The organism is Curtobacterium sp. AB451 (genome assembly GCF_050585845.1).
GTDB lineage: Bacteria > Actinomycetota > Actinomycetes > Actinomycetales > Microbacteriaceae > Curtobacterium.
This window is the reverse complement of record NZ_JBOBQG010000005.1, coordinates 15,048-31,846: the sequence shown is the minus strand read 5'-3', so window position 1 is coordinate 31,846 and position 16,799 is coordinate 15,048. Positions and strand designations below refer to the sequence as shown.

The 16,799-nt window shown below is 72.4% G+C and carries 13 protein-coding genes and 1 pseudogene; 12 read left to right on the top strand and 2 right to left on the bottom strand.

What is annotated here, in order from left to right; all coding sequences use genetic code 11:
- Positions 1–146: 146 nt before the first annotated feature.
- The 5 genes and pseudogenes from ACQXVK_RS12875 (at position 147) to ACQXVK_RS12855 (ending at position 6,304) form a co-directional block, all read left to right on the top strand.
- The gene (locus tag ACQXVK_RS12875) at positions 147–899 is read left to right on the top strand and encodes an ABC transporter ATP-binding protein (RefSeq protein WP_430853795.1); all 753 of its coding nucleotides are present in this window, start codon (positions 147–149) and stop codon (positions 897–899) included.
- Complete coding sequence (locus ACQXVK_RS12870) at positions 896–2,296, top strand: FtsX-like permease family protein (protein ID WP_430853794.1); 1,401 nt, start codon at positions 896–898, stop codon at positions 2,294–2,296. The genes ACQXVK_RS12875 and ACQXVK_RS12870 overlap by 4 nt, the downstream gene beginning before the upstream one ends.
- Before the next feature lie 277 nt (positions 2,297–2,573).
- Complete coding sequence (leuA, locus tag ACQXVK_RS12865; RefSeq protein WP_402262260.1) at positions 2,574–4,343, top strand: 2-isopropylmalate synthase; 1,770 nt, start codon at positions 2,574–2,576, stop codon at positions 4,341–4,343.
- Between the two features lie 240 nt (positions 4,344–4,583).
- Positions 4,584–5,306, top strand: a pseudogene (recO, locus tag ACQXVK_RS12860) (DNA repair protein RecO); the annotation flags it as partial.
- Positions 5,307–5,506: 200 nt separating this feature from the next.
- A complete protein-coding gene (locus ACQXVK_RS12855; protein WP_402262263.1) occupies positions 5,507–6,304 on the top strand; it encodes an isoprenyl transferase in 798 nt (265 codons plus the stop codon).
- Between the two features lie 81 nt (positions 6,305–6,385).
- On the opposite strand, the gene ACQXVK_RS12850 is transcribed toward ACQXVK_RS12855, so the two are convergent.
- Positions 6,386–7,303, bottom strand: a complete 918-nt coding sequence (locus ACQXVK_RS12850; protein WP_430853793.1) for a LysR family transcriptional regulator — start codon at positions 7,301–7,303, stop codon at positions 6,386–6,388.
- 71 nt (positions 7,304–7,374) lie between these two features.
- On the opposite strand from ACQXVK_RS12850, the gene ACQXVK_RS12845 reads away from it, so the two are divergent.
- From ACQXVK_RS12845 to ACQXVK_RS12830, 4 genes are all read left to right on the top strand, one after another.
- The gene (locus ACQXVK_RS12845; RefSeq protein ID WP_430853792.1) at positions 7,375–8,424 is read left to right on the top strand and encodes an aminotransferase class V-fold PLP-dependent enzyme; all 1,050 of its coding nucleotides are present in this window, start codon (positions 7,375–7,377) and stop codon (positions 8,422–8,424) included.
- 115 nt (positions 8,425–8,539) lie between these two features.
- The gene (locus ACQXVK_RS12840; protein WP_430853791.1) at positions 8,540–9,925 is read left to right on the top strand and encodes a glycine--tRNA ligase; all 1,386 of its coding nucleotides are present in this window, start codon (positions 8,540–8,542) and stop codon (positions 9,923–9,925) included.
- A gap of 156 nt (positions 9,926–10,081) precedes the next feature.
- A complete protein-coding gene (locus ACQXVK_RS12835; protein ID WP_430853790.1) occupies positions 10,082–10,816 on the top strand; it encodes a DsbA family oxidoreductase in 735 nt (244 codons plus the stop codon).
- The gene (locus ACQXVK_RS12830) at positions 10,813–10,983 is read left to right on the top strand and encodes a hypothetical protein (RefSeq protein ID WP_430853789.1); all 171 of its coding nucleotides are present in this window, start codon (positions 10,813–10,815) and stop codon (positions 10,981–10,983) included. The genes ACQXVK_RS12835 and ACQXVK_RS12830 overlap by 4 nt, the downstream gene beginning before the upstream one ends.
- A gap of 184 nt (positions 10,984–11,167) precedes the next feature.
- Here ACQXVK_RS12830 and ACQXVK_RS12825 read toward each other — a convergent pair whose 3' ends face one another.
- Positions 11,168–11,650: an aminoacyl-tRNA deacylase gene (locus ACQXVK_RS12825; protein WP_430853788.1), complete on the bottom strand. Its 483-nt coding sequence runs from the start codon at positions 11,648–11,650 to the stop codon at positions 11,168–11,170.
- Positions 11,651–11,697: 47 nt separating this feature from the next.
- On the opposite strand from ACQXVK_RS12825, the gene dusB reads away from it, so the two are divergent.
- From dusB to dnaG, 3 genes are all read left to right on the top strand, one after another.
- Positions 11,698–12,870: a tRNA dihydrouridine synthase DusB gene (gene dusB, locus ACQXVK_RS12820; protein WP_402262277.1), complete on the top strand. Its 1,173-nt coding sequence runs from the start codon at positions 11,698–11,700 to the stop codon at positions 12,868–12,870.
- Positions 12,867–14,168, top strand: coding sequence for a deoxyguanosinetriphosphate triphosphohydrolase (locus ACQXVK_RS12815; protein WP_402262280.1), 1,302 nt, complete (start codon positions 12,867–12,869; stop codon positions 14,166–14,168). The genes dusB and ACQXVK_RS12815 overlap by 4 nt, the downstream gene beginning before the upstream one ends.
- Before the next feature lie 248 nt (positions 14,169–14,416).
- Entirely contained in the window at positions 14,417–16,345 is a 1,929-nt protein-coding gene (gene dnaG, locus ACQXVK_RS12810) for a DNA primase (protein WP_430853787.1), read from the top strand.
- Positions 16,346–16,799 lie beyond the last annotated feature (454 nt).

Here is a 16,799-nt window from a genome sequence, read left to right as displayed (position 1 = left end):
CGCGCCCGCCCGCGGGGCGGGGTGGTTCGTCTGACGGACCGTCATCCGAGCGGATGACTCCTCCCCAGGCAGTGGAGTCGAGCGGACGATCCACAGGAGCCGCGCGACGGACGCGGGGCGTGCCTCCCGGCCGTCATCGTGGAGTCATGACCACGAGCAGCACACCGATCATCCGTCTCGACCACGTCTCGAAGCACTACGGCGACGCCGCGCGACGGGTCACGGCGCTCGACGACGTGAGCGTCGACATCGGCGCGGGGGAGTTCACCGCGGTGATGGGCCCGTCGGGCTCCGGCAAGTCGACCCTGATGCACGTCGCCGCCGGGCTCGACCAGGTCTCGTCCGGTCGCATCCGGATCGACGGCGTCGACATCACCGCGTTGGGCGACAAGGACCTGACGGAACTGCGTCGTCGTCGGCTGGGGTTCGTGTTCCAGTCGTTCAACCTGGTGCCGACGCTCGACGTGCAGGAGAACATCCGGCTGCCGTTCCTGCTCGGCGGGCACAAGCCGACGCGCGAGGAGTCGGCCTGGATCGACCGTCTCGTCCAGATGCTCGGGCTGGGGAACCGGCTGACGCACCGGCCGCACCAGCTGTCGGGCGGACAGCAGCAGCGGGTGGCGATCGCCCGGGCGCTGGCCTCGCGGCCGGCGGTGGTCGTCGCGGACGAGCCGACCGGCGCGCTCGACTCGCGGACGGGCAGGGATGTGCTGCAGATCCTGCGCGGTGCGGTGACCGACTGGGGGCAGAGCGTGGTGATGGTCACGCACGACCCGGTGGCCGCGGCGAACGCGGACCGGATCCTGTTCCTCGCCGACGGCCGTGTGGTGGGGGACCGACCGGCGATGGACGCCGCGTCGATCTCCACCACGATGCTCGGGATGGAGGCCGCAGCGTGAACGGGCTCCGTGCCTTCGCGCCGACCGTCCTCGTCGCGGCCCTCGGCACCACCTTCGGATCGGCGCTCGTCATCGCGCCGGGCATCGTGACCGAGGCCCTCGGCGCCTCGGGGCTCGCCGAGCTCGGGCCGGTGAAGGCGATCCTCTCGGTCGTCGGGTGGCTCTTCCTCGGCATCGCGCTGTACGTCGGTGCGATCGTCACCGCGAACACGTGCGCGACCCTCATCGCCGGGCAGACGCGCATCATCGCGCTGCAGCGGCTGGTCGGCGCGACCGGACCCTCGCTGCGTGCGCGGATCACCCGCACCGGTCTCGTCGTCGGCGTGGTCGGCGGGCTGATCGGCGCGGTCGTCGGCACGGGCCTCTGCGCGGTGTTCGTCCTCGTGCTGCGCGCCGACGGGTTCCTGCCGGACACCGCCTACACGATGGTGCCGTGGGAGCTCGTACTCCCGGTCGCGGCGGTCGTCCTCGCCACGTGGGGTGCGTTCGCGGCTGGGTCGCGCCGGGTGCTCACCGTCACCCCGCTCGAGGCGCTCTCGTCGAGCGTCGAGCCGAGCCACGACGACGTCCGCTCCGGGATCGCCCGCACGGTGTGGGCCATCGTGCTCATGGCCACCGGCGGGCTGCTCGTGCTCGTCGGGTTGCTCGCGAGCGGGCTCTCGCCGGTCGCGGTCCTGCCGGCGGCGCTCGGCGGCTTCGTGTCGTTCGCCGGGGTGGCCGTCGGGGCGACGATCGTCATGCCGCCCGTGCTGCAGCTGATCGGCCGGATCGGTTCGCGCGACCCCGTCGTCCTGCTCGCCGGGCGGAACGCCATGCGCGCACCGGGTCGGTCCGCGCGGGCCACGATCGGGCTCGTCATCGGCGTCACCCTGCTCGTCACCTTCGCCGTCGCGCTCGGGATCATGCAGCACGTGCTCGAAGCCCAGCTGCAGGCCGTCGGACAGGGGCAGACGACGACCGAGATGGTCCAGGGGCAGCGGGACTTCTTCGTGCAGCTCAACGCGGTGGTGAGCGTCATCGTCGGGTTCTCGGCGGTGATCGCCGCTGTGGGCGTCGTGAACGCGCTCGCGCTCGGGGTGCTCCAGCGCCGCCGCGAGCTCGGACTGCTGCGGGTGCTCGGGCTCACCGGGGCACAGGTGCGTCGGATGATCGTGACCGAGGCGGTCCAGATGGTCGTCGCGGCCGTGGTCACGGGACTCGTGCTCGGCACGTTCTACGGCTGGGTCGGCGGGCAGACGCTGCTCGGCTCGCTCGGCTTCGCGACGACGCCGGTCCTGCCGCCGTTGACCGTCGGGATCGTGGTGGTCGGAGCGCTCGTCCTCGCGGTGGTCGCGACGATCGCGCCCGTGCGACGCGCGATGCGCGTCCCGCCGACCGAGGCGCTCGCGGTGGACTGACCCCCGGGTCGCCCGTCGGTGCGGGAGGGCGCGGCGCGGGACGGGCGGCGCGGTGCCAGCGGGCGGCGCGGTGCCGGACGGGAGGCGCGGTGCGGGACCGCCCGCGCCTCCCGTCCGGTCGGTGCTGTCACACGCACCGTGCCCGGTGCTACGGTGGTCCCGATGTACTCGGCGCTCCTCCTCCTTCGCTGCCGCGACGAGGCCTGACACAACGGCCCACCTCGTCGCGGAGTCCGTCGTGGCCTGAACCACCCCTGACGACGAAAGCGACGAAACGATGCAGAACACCCAGCGCCCCTCGGGGATGCCGATCCACAAGTACGTCCCGTTCCACGAGCAGATCCGTGTCGACCTCCCGGACCGCACCTGGCCGACGAAGCGCATCGACGCCGCGCCCCGCTGGTGTGCGGTCGACCTGCGCGACGGCAACCAGGCCCTCATCGACCCGATGGACTCCGAGCGCAAGCGCGCGATGTTCGACCTGCTCGTCCGGATGGGCTACAAGGAGATCGAGGTCGGCTTCCCGAGCGCCTCGCAGACCGACTTCGACTTCGTGCGGTCCCTCATCGACGAGGGCGCCATCCCGGACGACGTCACCATCCAGGTGCTGACCCAGGCGCGCGAGCACCTCATCAACCGCACGTACGAGGCGATCGACGGTGCGAAGCAGGCCATCGTGCACCTGTACAACTCGACGTCGATCGTCCAGCGCGAGGTCGTGTTCCGCACCGACGTGCAGGGCGTCGTCGACATCGCGGTGTCCGGCGCCGAGCTGTGCCGCGCGGCCGAGGCGAACCTGCAGCACGACACGAAGGTCTTCTACGAGTACTCGCCCGAGTCGTACACGGGCACCGAGCTCGAGGTCGCCGTCCGGATCTGCAACGCCGTGCTCGAGGTCTTCGAGCCGACGCCCGACCGCAAGGTGATCATCAACCTGCCGGCCACCGTCGAGATGGCGACGCCGAACGTCTACGCCGACTCGATCGAGTGGATGTCCCGCAACCTGGCCCACCGCGAGGACGTCATCCTCTCCCTGCACCCGCACAACGACCGCGGGACCGCCGTCGCGGCCGCCGAGCTCGGGTACATGGCCGGTGCCGACCGCATCGAGGGGTGCCTGTTCGGCAACGGGGAGCGCACCGGCAACGTCGACCTCGTCGCCCTCGGGATGAACCTGTTCACGCAGGGGATCGACCCCGAGATCGACTTCTCGGACATCGACCAGGTCAAGCGCACCGTCGAGTACTGCAACCAGCTGCCGGTGCCGGAGCGGCAGCCGTGGGCGGGCGACCTCGTCTACACGGCGTTCAGCGGCTCGCACCAGGACGCCATCAACAAGGGCTTCGAGGCGATGAAGGCCAAGGCCGCCGCCGCCGGCAAGGACGTCGACGAGATCGCGTGGGCGGTGCCCTACCTGCCCGTCGACCCGAAGGACATCGGCCGCTCCTACGAGGCCGTCATCCGCGTCAACTCGCAATCCGGCAAGGGTGGTGTCGCCTACCTGCTCAAGACGGACCACGCGATCGACCTGCCCCGTAAGCTCCAGATCGAGTTCTCCGGGGTCGTTCAGCAGCACACCGACGCCGAGGGCGGCGAGTTCTCGTCCGAGCGCATCTGGGACCTCTTCCGCGACGAGTACCTGCCCGCCGCCGACGAGTCCGACAAGTGGGGCCGCTACGAGATCACGAAGACGGCGACGTCGAGCGACTTCGACGGCACGACGAAGCTCTCGGTCGCCCTGCGCGTCGACGACGGCTCGGTCGTGTCCGAGGCCGTCGGCACCGGTCCGATCGACGCGTTCCTCACGGTGATGCGGGAGCAGGGTGTCGACGTGACGCTCTACGACTACTCGGAGCACACGATGAGCGCCTCCGGTGACGCCCAGGCCGCGTCCTACGTCGAGCTCGACGTCGACGGCGTGCGGCTCTGGGGTGTCGGGATCGACGCGGACATCGCGACGGCGTCCCTCAAGGCGATCGTGTCGGCGGTGAACCGCGCGGTGCGCGCGGGGGCGGCGTCCGGCGCGTCGGAGCTCGTCTCCGCCTGAGACGCGGCCAGGCCAGGAGGCGCGGTGCGGGCTGGTCCCGCGCCGCGCCTCCTGTGTGTGGTCACGTCGTGCGCGTTCCTTCCCAGAACGGGTGCGATGGGAGGTCGAATCGGGCGTACCTGGTCGTTCCTTCCGACCAGGTACGCCCGAAACCGGCAGGTACGCCCGAAACCGGCAGGTACCGCGGCGCGCGCGGGCCCCGGCGCGCCGAGCGTCGGTGGGGAGGGGGATACTGGTCCAATGCCGCTGTACCGGGACGAGTGCGTCGTGTTGCGCACCCACAAGCTCGGTGAAGCCGACCGCATCGTGACGATGCTGAGCCGGCAGCACGGCAAGATCCGCGCCGTCGCGAAGGGCGTCCGGCGGACCGCGTCGAAGTTCGGGTCCCGCCTCGAGCCGTTCATGGTCGTCGACGCACAGTTCTACGAGGGCCGCTCGCTCGACATCGTCACGCAGGCCGAGTCCCTCGGGTCGTACGGCGCGCAGATCGTCGCGGACTACGGGGCCTACACGGCCGCGAGTGCGATGGTCGAGACGGCCGACCGCCTGAGCGAGGCGGACGCCGGACTCCAGCAGTACCTGCTGCTCGTCGGGGCCCTGCGTTCCCTCGCGCGCGGCGAGCACGTGACCACCGCCACGCTCGACTCCTACCTGCTGCGCGCGATGAGCATCGCCGGGTGGGCGCCCTCGTTCCGTGACTGTGCGGTGACGGGCGAACCCGGCCCGCACTCGGCGTTCGTCGTGCAGCTCGGCGGCGTGGTGGCCGACCACGCGGCGCCTCCGGGGACACCGCGGCTCGACCCCGAGACCCTGCACCTGCTCGGCTCGCTGCTCGCCGGCGACTGGGGCACGGTGGACGCGTCGGACGAGCGCACCCGCTCCCGGGCCTCCGGCGTGGTGGCGGCGTACGCCCAGTGGCACCTGGAACGATCGCTCCGGTCGCTGCCGCACGTCGACCGCACCGAGCGCCCGTCGCCGGTGGCTCCCACACCCGGGGGCGTGCCGGCAGCGGTCGCGGCGACCCCGGCACCCGCACTGCCGGAGCCCGTCGACGAAACCCCGACACCGACACCGACGCCGACGCCGGCGGAGCCGACCGCCGCGAACCCGGTCCGCACGTCGCCGGACCCGACCCACGTGCCCGACCACGGAGGAACCCCTGCATGAGCCCGCGCCGCTACGCCGAGTCCGAGCCGCTGCAGCCCGTCGACTGGACGGGTGAGCAGCCCCCGGCGATCCCGGTGCAGTTCGTCCCCGAGCACGTCGCGATCGTCATGGACGGCAACGGGCGCTGGGCGAACCAGCGCGGCCTGACCCGGGTCGAGGGGCACCGCGCGGGCGAGGCCTCGCTCCTCGACGTCGTCGCCGGTGCCGTCCAGATCGGCGTCAAGCACGTGTCGGCCTACGCGTTCTCGACGGAGAACTGGAAGCGCTCCCCGGACGAGGTCCGGTTCCTGATGGGCTTCAACCGCGAGGTCCTGCACCGCCGCCGCGACCAGCTCGACGCGTGGGGCGTGCGGATCCGATGGGCGGGGCGCCGACCCCGGCTCTGGCGCAGCGTGGTCGACGAGCTGCAGACCGCCGAGCGGATGACCGCCCACAACACTCGTCTCACGCTGACGATGTGCGTGAACTACGGCGGCCGGAACGAGATCGTCGACGCCGTCCGGGGCATGGCCGAGGACGTCGCGGCCGGGCGCATGAAGCCGAGCCAGGTCACCGAGAAGGCCCTCGCGAAGCGGTTGTACGTGCCGGACCTGCCCGACGTCGACCTGTTCCTCCGCAGCTCGGGGGAGCAGCGGACCTCGAACTTCATGCTCTGGCAGTCGGCCTACGCCGAGATGGTGTTCCTCGACCGGCTGTGGCCGGACTTCCGCCGCACCGACCTCTGGGGAGCGATCGAGCAGTACGCGCGCCGCGACCGACGGTTCGGCGGGGCCGTGGACGCACCGACCGCCTGACGGGAGGCGCGGGTCGGCGCCGCCCCGCGCCTCCAGTCCTGCGTGTCCCGGCTCCGCGAGACGCGCGCCGGCGCCGGCGCCTCAGCCGAGCAGGTGCGCCGCACCGCCGACCGCGTCGAGCGTCGCCCGGACACTCGGCACCCGGTCGGCACCCCTCGCCACCACGACCTCGACGCGCCGCGCGAGCTCGTCGCCCGCCGGCGTGACCTCGACACCGGGCGGCACGACCGTTGTGGTCAGGGCGAGCCGGGGGAGCAGCGCCACGCCGAGCCCGGCCGCGACCAGCCCGACGACCGCTGCGGCGTTGTCGGTCTCGAGCACGATGTCTGGCGTGAACCCGGACGCCGCGCACGACGCGAGGAGGTGCCCGCGACAGCGTGGGCACCCGCCGATCCACCGCTCGTCACGGAACGCCGCGAGGTCCGCGACCTCGCCGAGCGTGTGACCCGGAGCAGCGGCGGGCGTGACGAGCGCGAGCGGGTCCCGACCGAGGACGCGCGAGGTGAGCGTCGGGTCCGCGGCGACGTCGTCCCCCTGCAGGGCGTGCGAGAACGTCAGTGCGACGTCGACGTCCCCGCGCCGGAGGAGCTCGACGGCCTCGGGTGGCTCCGCCTCGACGTACGAGGTCGTCACCCCCGGGGTCTCCCGCGCCATGGTCGCGAGCACCGCCGGCACGAGGGTCGACGACGCGCTCGGGAACCCCGCGATCCGGACCCGTCCGCGGGCGAGGCTCCCGACCGCGTCGAGGTCCTCTCGCGCCGCGGCCAGGGCGGCCTGCACGGCGAGTGCGTGGTCGGCGAGGACGTGCCCGGACTCGGTCAGGGTCACGCCCCGGGCACCGCGGAGCACGAGTTCGTGCCCCGTCCGGCGTTCGGCGCGAGCAAGCAGCTGGCTGACGGCGGGCTGGCTGTACCCGAGCGCGGCGGCCGCGCGGCTGATCGAGCCCGCGTCGCGGACGGCGCGCAGGACGCGGAGCAGCTGGGGGTCGAGGTCGTCCACAACTCGATGTTATGGGGGATCGAAGGAACCTGCTCTGGTGTGATGGACCGGCACGCACCACGGTGGTCGGCATGGACTCCTTCGTCGACGGCTCCGGGTACCTCGCCGCCTGCACCGCTGGCCTCCCCACGTACGGCACCCTGCGGGCGATGCGCGCCGACCTCGACGAGTGGGAGCGCCAGGCGTCCTCGCCCGTCGCGTACGGCGCTCTCGTGGAGACGGGACGATCGCTGTTCGCGGACCTCGTCGGCGTCGAGCCGGCCCGGGTGGCGACGGGATCGCAGACCTCCGCGATGGTCGCGGTGGTCGCCGCCGCGCTGCCGGACGGTGCCGAGGTCGTGGTCCCCGACGGCGACTTCAGCTCGCTCGTGTTCCCGTTCCTGGCCGGCGCGCACCGCGGGATCCGGGTGCGGAGCGTCCCGCTCGACTCGCTCGCCGACGCCGTCCGGCCCGGTACCGCGCTCGTCGCCTGGTCGGCGGTGCAGTCGTCGACGGGGAGGGTCACCGACCCGCAGCCCGTCCTCGACGCCGCCCGGTCGGTCGGGGCGCTCACGCTGTGCGACCTCACGCAGGCAGCCGGCGTGCTCCCGGTCAACGCGCGGCCGTTCGACGTCACGGTGACGCACGCCTACAAGTGGCTGTGCGCGCCGCGCGGGGTCGCGTTCTCGACGTTCTCCGACGCCGCGCTCGACCGGCTCCGGCCCGTGCAGGCCGGGTGGTACGCAGGTGCCGACGTGTGGGCGTCGTGCTACGGACCCACGATGGCACTCGCGGACGACGCGCGTCGGTTCGACGTCTCGCCGGCGTGGCAGGCCTGGCCCGGGGCGGTCGCGGCGCTCCGGCACCTGGCCTCGCTCGACACGGCGTCGTCCTGGAGGCACGCCACGCGGCTCACGGACCGGCTCGCCGACACGCTCGGGTCGCCTCGGAGCGGACAGGCGATCACGACGTTCCCGGACGCCGACGGCGCGGCCCTGGGCGCCCTCGCGGCGGCGGGCATCACCGCGAGCGGCCGTGCCGGCCGGCTCCGGCTGGCGTTCCACCGGTGGAACGACGAGGAGGACGTGGCCCGCGTGGCGGACGCACTCGCGGCGGTCGACGGCTTCAGACCGGAGGGGTGAGGGGCGTTCTCCACAGGCACCGCGCATGGCGTCCGACGAGGTCCACGAGGCCGGTACGCTTGCCCGGTACGTTCACCGAACCGGGCACCCAGCTCGGCGACCTCTGGAGCATCACGTGGCACAGTCCTCCCGTCTCGACAGCGTCATCGCCCTGGCCAAGGGCCGTGGCTTCGTCTTCCAGTCGGGGGAGATCTACGGTGGATCGCGCTCCGCGTGGGACTACGGGCCCCTCGGCGTCGAGCTGAAGGAGAACATCAAGCGCCAGTGGTGGCAGCGGTTCGTCCGCGGCCGTGGCGACATGGTCGGCCTCGACTCCGCCGTGGTCCTGCCGCGCAAGGTGTGGGAGGCGTCCGGGCACGTCGCGACCTTCACCGACCCGCTGGTCGAGTGCCTGCACTGCCACCACCGCTTCCGCGAAGACCACCTCGTCGAGGCCTTCGTGGCGAAGAAGGACCGGCAGCCCGAGGGCGGCATGGCCGAGATCGCGTGCCCGAACTGCGGGACCCGCGGGCAGTGGACCGAGCCCCGTGAGTTCTCCGGCATGCTCAAGACCTACCTCGGCCCGGTCGAGTCGGAGGAGGGCCTGAACTTCCTCCGCCCCGAGACGGCGCAGGGCATCTTCGTCGACTTCGCGCAGGTCGTGACGACCAGCCGCATGAAGCCCCCGTTCGGCATCGGGCAGGTCGGCAAGGCGTTCCGGAACGAGATCACGCCCGGCAACTTCATCTTCCGGACGCGCGAGTTCGAGCAGATGGAGATCGAGTACTTCGTCCCGCCGGCCGAGGCCGGGGAACACTACGAGCAGTGGATCGCCGACTCGGTCGCCTTCTTCACCGACCTCGGCATCGACCCGGAGAACCTCCGCCGCTTCGACGTCCCGGACGGCGAACGCGCGCACTACTCCGACGCCACCGCCGACATCGAGTACCGCTTCGGCTTCGCGGGCACCGAGTGGGGCGAGCTCATGGGCGTCGCGAACCGCACCGACTTCGACCTCAACAACCACATCGAGTCGTCCGGCAAGGACCTCCGCTACTTCGACCAGGCCGCGAACGAGAAGTACGTGCCGTACGTCATCGAGCCGTCGTTCGGCCTGACCCGTGCGCTCATGGCGTTCCTGCTCGACGCCTACCACGAGGACGAGGCGCCGAACGCGAAGGGCGGCGTCGACAAGCGCACGGTCCTGCGCCTCGACCCGCGCCTGGCCCCGGTCAAGGCCGCGGTGCTGCCGCTGTCCCGCAACGAGCAGCTGTCGCCGGTGGCCCGCGGCCTCGCGGACGACCTGCGGAAGTTCTGGAACGTCGACTTCGACGACGCGGGGGCGATCGGTCGCCGCTACCGTCGCCACGACGAGATCGGCACGCCGTTCTGCATCACGGTCGACTTCGACACCCTCGACGACAAGGCCGTGACGGTGCGCGAGCGCGACACGATGTCGCAGGAGCGGGTCGCGCTCGACCAGCTGCAGGGGTACCTCGCGGCGCGGCTGCTCGGCGCCTAGGCGCTGGCGGCGCGTCGTTGCGGCCGGGTTGAACCACGAATCCGACATCGAACCGGGCCTTGGCCGTGGTTCGGTGTCGGATTCCTGGTTCTACGCCGTGACAGCGGGCCAGGGCGGCGCGGGAATGCGTCCGCCGCGGGCCCGGTTGCGCCCAGCATGAACGACTCTGTGAAGGTCGATGTCTGGTCGGACATCGCCTGCCCCTGGTGCTACATCGGCAAGCGGAAGTTCGAGGCCGGCGTCGCCGCGTTCGCCTCGACACCGAACGGCGCCCCGGTCGAGGTCGAGTACCACTCCTTCGAACTGAGCCCCGACACCCCGGTGGACTTCGAGGGCACCGAGGCCGAGTTCCTCTCGGGCCACAAGGGCATGCCCGTCGAGCAGGCGCAGCAGATGCTCGACCAGGTCGCCGGCATCGCCGCGAGCGTCGGCCTCGACTACGACTTCGAGTCGATGCACCACACCAACACGGTCAAGGCACACCAGGTGATCCACCTCGCCAAGGAGCAGGGCAAGCAGCTCGAGATGGTGGAACGCCTCTTCGCCGCCTACTTCGAGCGCGGTGAGCACGTCGGCCAGGACGAGTCGCTGGCGTCCCTCGCGGCCGAGATCGGCCTCGACCCCGACAAGGTCCGCGCGACCCTCCGCGACGACTCGCAGCTCGCGGCGGTCCGTGCCGATCAGGCCCAGGCGCAGTCCTACGGCATCAACGGCGTCCCGTTCTTCGTCATCGACGGCAAGTACGGCGTCTCGGGCGCGCAGGACCCGGCGGCGTTCGAGCAGGTGCTGACGCAGGTCGTCGCCCTCCGTGCCACGACCCCGTCGGACGTCGCCGAGGCCGAGCAGCGGTCCGCCGAGGACGCGGCAGCGGACGCGGAGGCGACCCGATGACGGACGTGCGGGTCGACGGCTCGGCCGAGCCGCGCCTCCAGTCCGACGGCCAGGAGGCGCGACCCGCCCTGCTCACGCTCGTCACGCCCGGCGGTGCGCCGGTCTGCGAGGGTGACTCGTGCTTGGTGCCCGGCGCCGAGGGCGACTGGACCGAGGTCCCCGACTGAGCGGGCGCTCGCGGCGCTCCGGCGTCGGCGAGTGCCTGCCGCGCCCGTGTCGAACACTGCGCCCCGTCGTCGCGGGGCGCGGTGTTCGTCGGAGGCGCAGTGTTCGTGGGAGGGCGCAGTCCGGCCACCAGGACCGTTCGCACGCGGCGTCGCGCGGCGCCGGACGGTGACGACTGCGCGGGTGCTAGCGGGCGGGCTCCTCGTCGGTGATGTCGGCGACCGTCGCGCCGTACGCGGCGACCAGGTCGTCGGCGGCGACGAAGGCGCTCGCGCCGTGCCGGCCGGCGCCGAGCGCGACCCGGCGTCCGACGATGCGCTCGTCGGCGTAGACCGGCAGGTCGCCCGTCGCACCGATCGGGGTGATCGTGCCGCGCTCGTAACCCGAGGCCTCGAGCGCCGTCGCCGCATCCGGCATGGACAGCTTGTTGACGCCGACGACGGTGCGGAGCTTCTTCCAGGCGATGGCGCGGCCGCCGGGCACGAGGACGAGGAGGAAACCGCCGTCGTGCCGCTTCACGACCAGGGTCTTCACGATGTCACCGGGCTCGATGCCGAGCAGCGCTGCTGCCTCGTGCAGGGAGCCCGCCGCTGGGCGTTCGACGACGTCGACCCGGAGGCCACGGGCCCGTGCGTCGGCGTCGAACCGGGTGATGGCGTCGGTCGTCATGTGGAGAACGCTACCGGCGCGCACCGACGTGGGAGAATGGGAGCCGTATGACGATCACTGACGCACCCGGGACGGCGACCCGTCCGGCGAAGCCCCTGCGCATCGGCCCCATCGAGGTCGACGTGCCGGTCGTGCTCGCGCCGATGGCGGGCATCACGAACATGGCGTACCGCCGGCTCTGCCGCGAGTACGGCGCAGGACTCTACGTCTGCGAGATGATCACCTCACGCGCGCTCGTCGAGCGGACGCCCGTGTCGATGCAGCTCATCCAGCACCACGAGTCCGAGACACCGCGGTCCATCCAGCTGTACGGCGTCGAGCCGAACACGGTGGCCGAGGCGGCGACGATCCTCGTGGGCGAAGACCGTGCCGACCACATCGACCTCAACTTCGGGTGCCCGGTGCCGAAGGTGACGCGGAAGGGCGGGGGAGCAGCCCTGCCGTGGAAGCTCGACCTGTTCGAGGAACTCGTCACGAAGACGGTCCGTGCTGCCGGCGACGTTCCCGTCACCGTGAAGATGCGCAAGGGCATCGACGGCGACCACCTGACCTACCTCGACGCCGCCCGCATCGCGCGGGACGCCGGGGTCGCGGCCGTCTCCCTGCACGCCCGTACCGCGAACGAGCACTACTCGGGGCACGCGGACTGGTCGGCGATCGCGACCCTGAAGGAGACCATCACCGACATCCCGGTGCTCGGCAACGGGGACATCTGGTCCGCCGCCGACGCCCTGCGCATGGTCGACGAGACCGGCGCGGACGGCGTGGTCGTCGGTCGCGGGTGCCTCGGGCGGCCGTGGCTGTTCGGCGACCTCGCGGCGGCGTTCCGTGGCGAGGGGCTGCGCTACATGCCGACCCTCGGCGAGGTCGCGGTCGCGTTCAAGCGGCACGCCGAACTGCTCGTCGAGTTCTTCGGCAGCGAGGAGCACGGCTGCCGGGACGTCCGCAAGCACGTCGCGTGGTACTTCAAGGGGTACCCGATCGGCGGTGACGTCCGGTCCGGGCTCGCGATGGCGTCCAGCCTGCAGGAGATCGACGACCTGCTCGGCCAGCTCGACCACGACGCGCCGTACCCGGGCGCCGATGCCGAGGGTCCCCGCGGTCGCGCCGGGCACCCGAAGCGCACGGCCCTGCCGGACCGCTGGCTCGAGTCCCGCGACGTCGACAGCGAGTTCCGCAAGGTCCTCGCCGCCGCCGAGCTGCACCACAGCGGCGGATGAGCGCCACCGCCTCGTACGGGCCCGCCGACGCCGAGCGCTGGCTGCCCGAGACCCACGGGAACCGTCGGTCCGACTTCGCGCGCGACCGTGCCCGGCTCCTGCACTCGAGCGCGCTCCGGCGGCTCGCCGCGAAGACCCAGGTGCTCAGCCCGACGACCGGCCTCGACTTCGCACGGAACCGCCTGACCCACTCGCTCGAGGTCGCCCAGGTCGGCCGCGAGCTCGCCGACTCGCTGGGGCTCGACCCCGACGTGGTGGACACCGCCTGCCTCGCGCACGACATCGGCCACCCGCCGTTCGGGCACAACGGCGAGACCGCCGTGAACGCGTGGGCGGCGGGTATCGGCGGATTCGAGGGCAACGCGCAGACCCTGCGGCTGCTCACCCGGCTCGAGCCGAAGGTGTACGGCCCCCGGGCCGGTGCTCCGGACGACGAGGACCGTCCGTACGGGCTGAACCTGACCCGGGCCTCGCTCGACGCCAGCTGCAAGTACCCGTGGCCGGCGGCCCAGGGCGTGTCCGAGTCGTCCTCGGGTCGCACCAAGTTCGGCTTCTACGACGACGACCACGACGCGTTCGAGTGGCTCCGCGCGGGGGCTCCGCGCCGGCAGCGCTGCATCGAGGCGCAGGTGATGGACCTGTCCGACGACATCGCGTACTCGGTGCACGACTTCGAGGACGCCGTCGTGGCGGGCTTCATCGACGTCGCGGCGCTCGGGGACCGCGTCGGTGAGAACGACATCGTGTCGGCGATGCACGCCTGGGTCGGGTCGGACCTCAGTCGTGACGAGCTGCTCGAGGCCTTCGACCGGCTCCGCTCGCTGCCGCTGTGGATGACGTCCTACGACGGGTCGCGTCGGGACCTCGCGCGGTTGAAGAACCTCACCTCGCAGTTGATCGGTCGGTTCGCGCGGACGGCGACGGCGGCGACGCGGGAGTCCTACGCGTCGGGCTCCCTCGTGCGGTTCGCGGCGTCGGTCGTGACGCCGCCCGAGATCATCGGCGAGATCGCGGTGCTCAAGGGCATCGTCGCGGCGTTCGTGATGACGCAGGGCGACCGGCAGCCCGTGTACGAGGACCAACGGCGGATCCTCACCGAGCTCCTCGATGCCCTCGCGGCGACCGGCAGCGCCGACCTCGAGCCGGGCTTCGCGGCGGACTGGCGCGAGGCGTCGGACGATGCCGGCCGGCTGCGGGCCGTGGTGGACCAGGTCGCGAGCCTGACCGACCAGGGTGCGTTGGCGTGGCACAAACGGCTCGTGGTCGGGGACCGCGAGCGCGTGCACATCCCGGTCTGACCCGGGGCGGCCGGACGGGCGTAGCGCCCCGGTCGCGAGCCGGGGCGGTGGGTCGCGCCAGGGCCCCGAGTCGGGGCGGCCGGACGGGGCGTCGCGCCCTGGACCCGAGCCGGGGTGGTGGGTCGTGCTCCGGACCCGACCACGGGCGGTGCCTCACCCGCGTGGCGGGGCCGAGCCGCGCCTCCCGGCCCTGTCCACAGATCCCGCGACGGTCAGCCGTCGTCAGCGGCGGGAACTAGGATCGAGGGGTGGCTGGGAGGATCGCGCGGAACGACATCGACGAGGTCCGCTCGCGTGTCAACATCGCCGACGTCGTCGGCGACTACGTGACCCTGAAGTCGGCCGGGGTGGGGTCGCTCAAGGGCCTCTGCCCCTTCCACGACGAACGCTCCCCGTCGTTCCACGTCCGTCCGCAGGTCGGCCGGTACCACTGCTTCGGCTGCGGTGAGGACGGCGACGTCTTCGACTTCGTCATCAAGCAGGACCACACCACCTTCCAGGAAGCCGTCGAGCGGATGGCCGCGAAGATCGGCTTCACGCTCCACTACGAAGAGGGCGACGGCCCCCGGACCGACTACAACGCCCGGGCCCGGCTCATCGCCGCGAACGAGGCGGCGCAGCAGTTCTACGTGTCGCAGCTCACCACGGCGGCGGCCGAGCCGGCACGCCAGTTCCTCGGTGAGCGCGGGTTCGACCCGGCGGCGGCGCAGCAATTCGGCGTCGGGTTCGCCCCGAAGTCGTACGACGCGCTCCGGGACCACCTGCGCGGCCGTGGGTTCACGATCGACGAGATCGTCTCGGCCGGACTCGTCAGCCAGGGCGACCGCTCGCCGTACGACCGGTTCCGCGGGCGGCTGATGTGGCCGATCCGCGACGTCACCGGGGCGACGATCGGCTTCGGCGCGCGGCGGCTGCTCGACGACGACAAGGGACCGAAGTACCTCAACACGCCCGAGACCCCGATCTACCACAAGAGCCAGGTGCTCTACGGACTCGACCTCGCACGGCGGGACATCTCGAAGCAGAAGCAGGTCGTCATCGTCGAGGGGTACACCGACGTGATGGCCTGCCACCTCGCCGGCATCACGACCGCGGTCGCCACATGTGGCACGTCCTTCGGCGTCGACCACATCAAGGTGCTGCGGCCGATGCTCGGCGACTCCGCGAGCCGCGACCTCTCGCAGCTCGGCAACATCGTGTTCACGTTCGACCCGGACGAGGCCGGGCAGCGCGCGGCCTCGCGGGCCTTCGCGGAAGAGAGCCGCTTCGCCTCGCAGACCTACGTCGCGGTGGCGCCGGGCGGACTCGACCCGTGCGACCTCCGGCTGGCGCGGGGAGACGCCGCCGTCACCCGGCTCATCGAGACCAAGCGGCCGATGTTCGAGTTCATCATCCGTCGCCGCCTGGCAGCACACGACATCGAGACGGCCGAGGGGCGCGTCGCCGGGCTCCGCGACGCCGCACCGGTCGTCGCCGGCATCCGCGACCGCACGCTCGCCACCGCCTACACGCGCGAGACCGCCAAGTGGCTCGGCCTGGACATCCCCGAGGTCCGCCGCGCGGTCGAGAACGCCCGCCAGCGCGCGGGGTCCTCGTCGAACGACCACCGCCCAGGAGGCACGGCACCGGCCACGCACACCGGCTCCAGTGGCGAGGCGGTCGCCGTCCCCGACGAGCCCGTGGCCGGGCTCCGGCTCCTGCCGAACGACCCGATCACGCGCATGGAGCGGGACGCGGTGATGGCGATGGTGCAGCAGCCCGGGCACGTCGGCGCGCCGCTCCTCGGGCTCGCGGCGGCCGCGACCTTCTCGGCACCGATGCTGTCCGTGGTCCGCGACGCCGTGGTCGCGAACGTCGACGCGATCGGCGCGGGGGACTGGCTCGAACGCCTGCTGCAGGACGTGCCGGGGCCGTTCCGGGGACTCGTGCAGGAGCTCGCGCTCGCGCCGATCCCGGCCCGCACCGACGAGGACCTCGCGCTCTACGCGCGGAGCATCGTCGTCGCGCTGGTCGAGCGGGACCTGTTGGCGCGCAAGGCATCGCTCCTCGGGCAGCTGCAGCGGGCGGACCCGAACGAGCAGGCCGACCGTCGCGCGGAGATCCAGCGGCAGCTCGTGGACATCGACGCGCAGCGGATGCGGTTGCGCGCGGACGCCGAGGCGGCAGCGAACTCGTAGGCGCCCGCCGCGCCTCCGGTCGGGCCGAGGTCGCACGACGCGTCGTCTGCGTGTCGCGGAGGTCGCGTGACACGCCACGCGCGTGTCGCCGAGGTCGAGTGCCGAGGTCGCCCCGCCGAGGTCGCACGACGCGCCACCTGCGTGCCGCCGAGGTCGCACGAACGGCCGGTCGGGAGCGCTCGGAGCGGCACTTCGTGCGACCTCGAGCCGGCCACGCGCGCGACGCGAGCGTGCACGCGGGCGAGGTGACCGGAGCGTCACGAGGGGGTGCGGTGCGGACGGGCGCCGCGCCTCCAGGGTGCCCGGCGGGCCGCCGAGGTCGCACGACGCGCCACGTGCCAGTCGCCGAGCGGGCGGAACACGCCGCGTGCGGGGCGTCGAGCGGGCGGAACGGGCCGGGTACCGGGCGCGAGCGGGACGTACTTCGCCCGCTCGCGCGCGGGGCGCCGAGCGG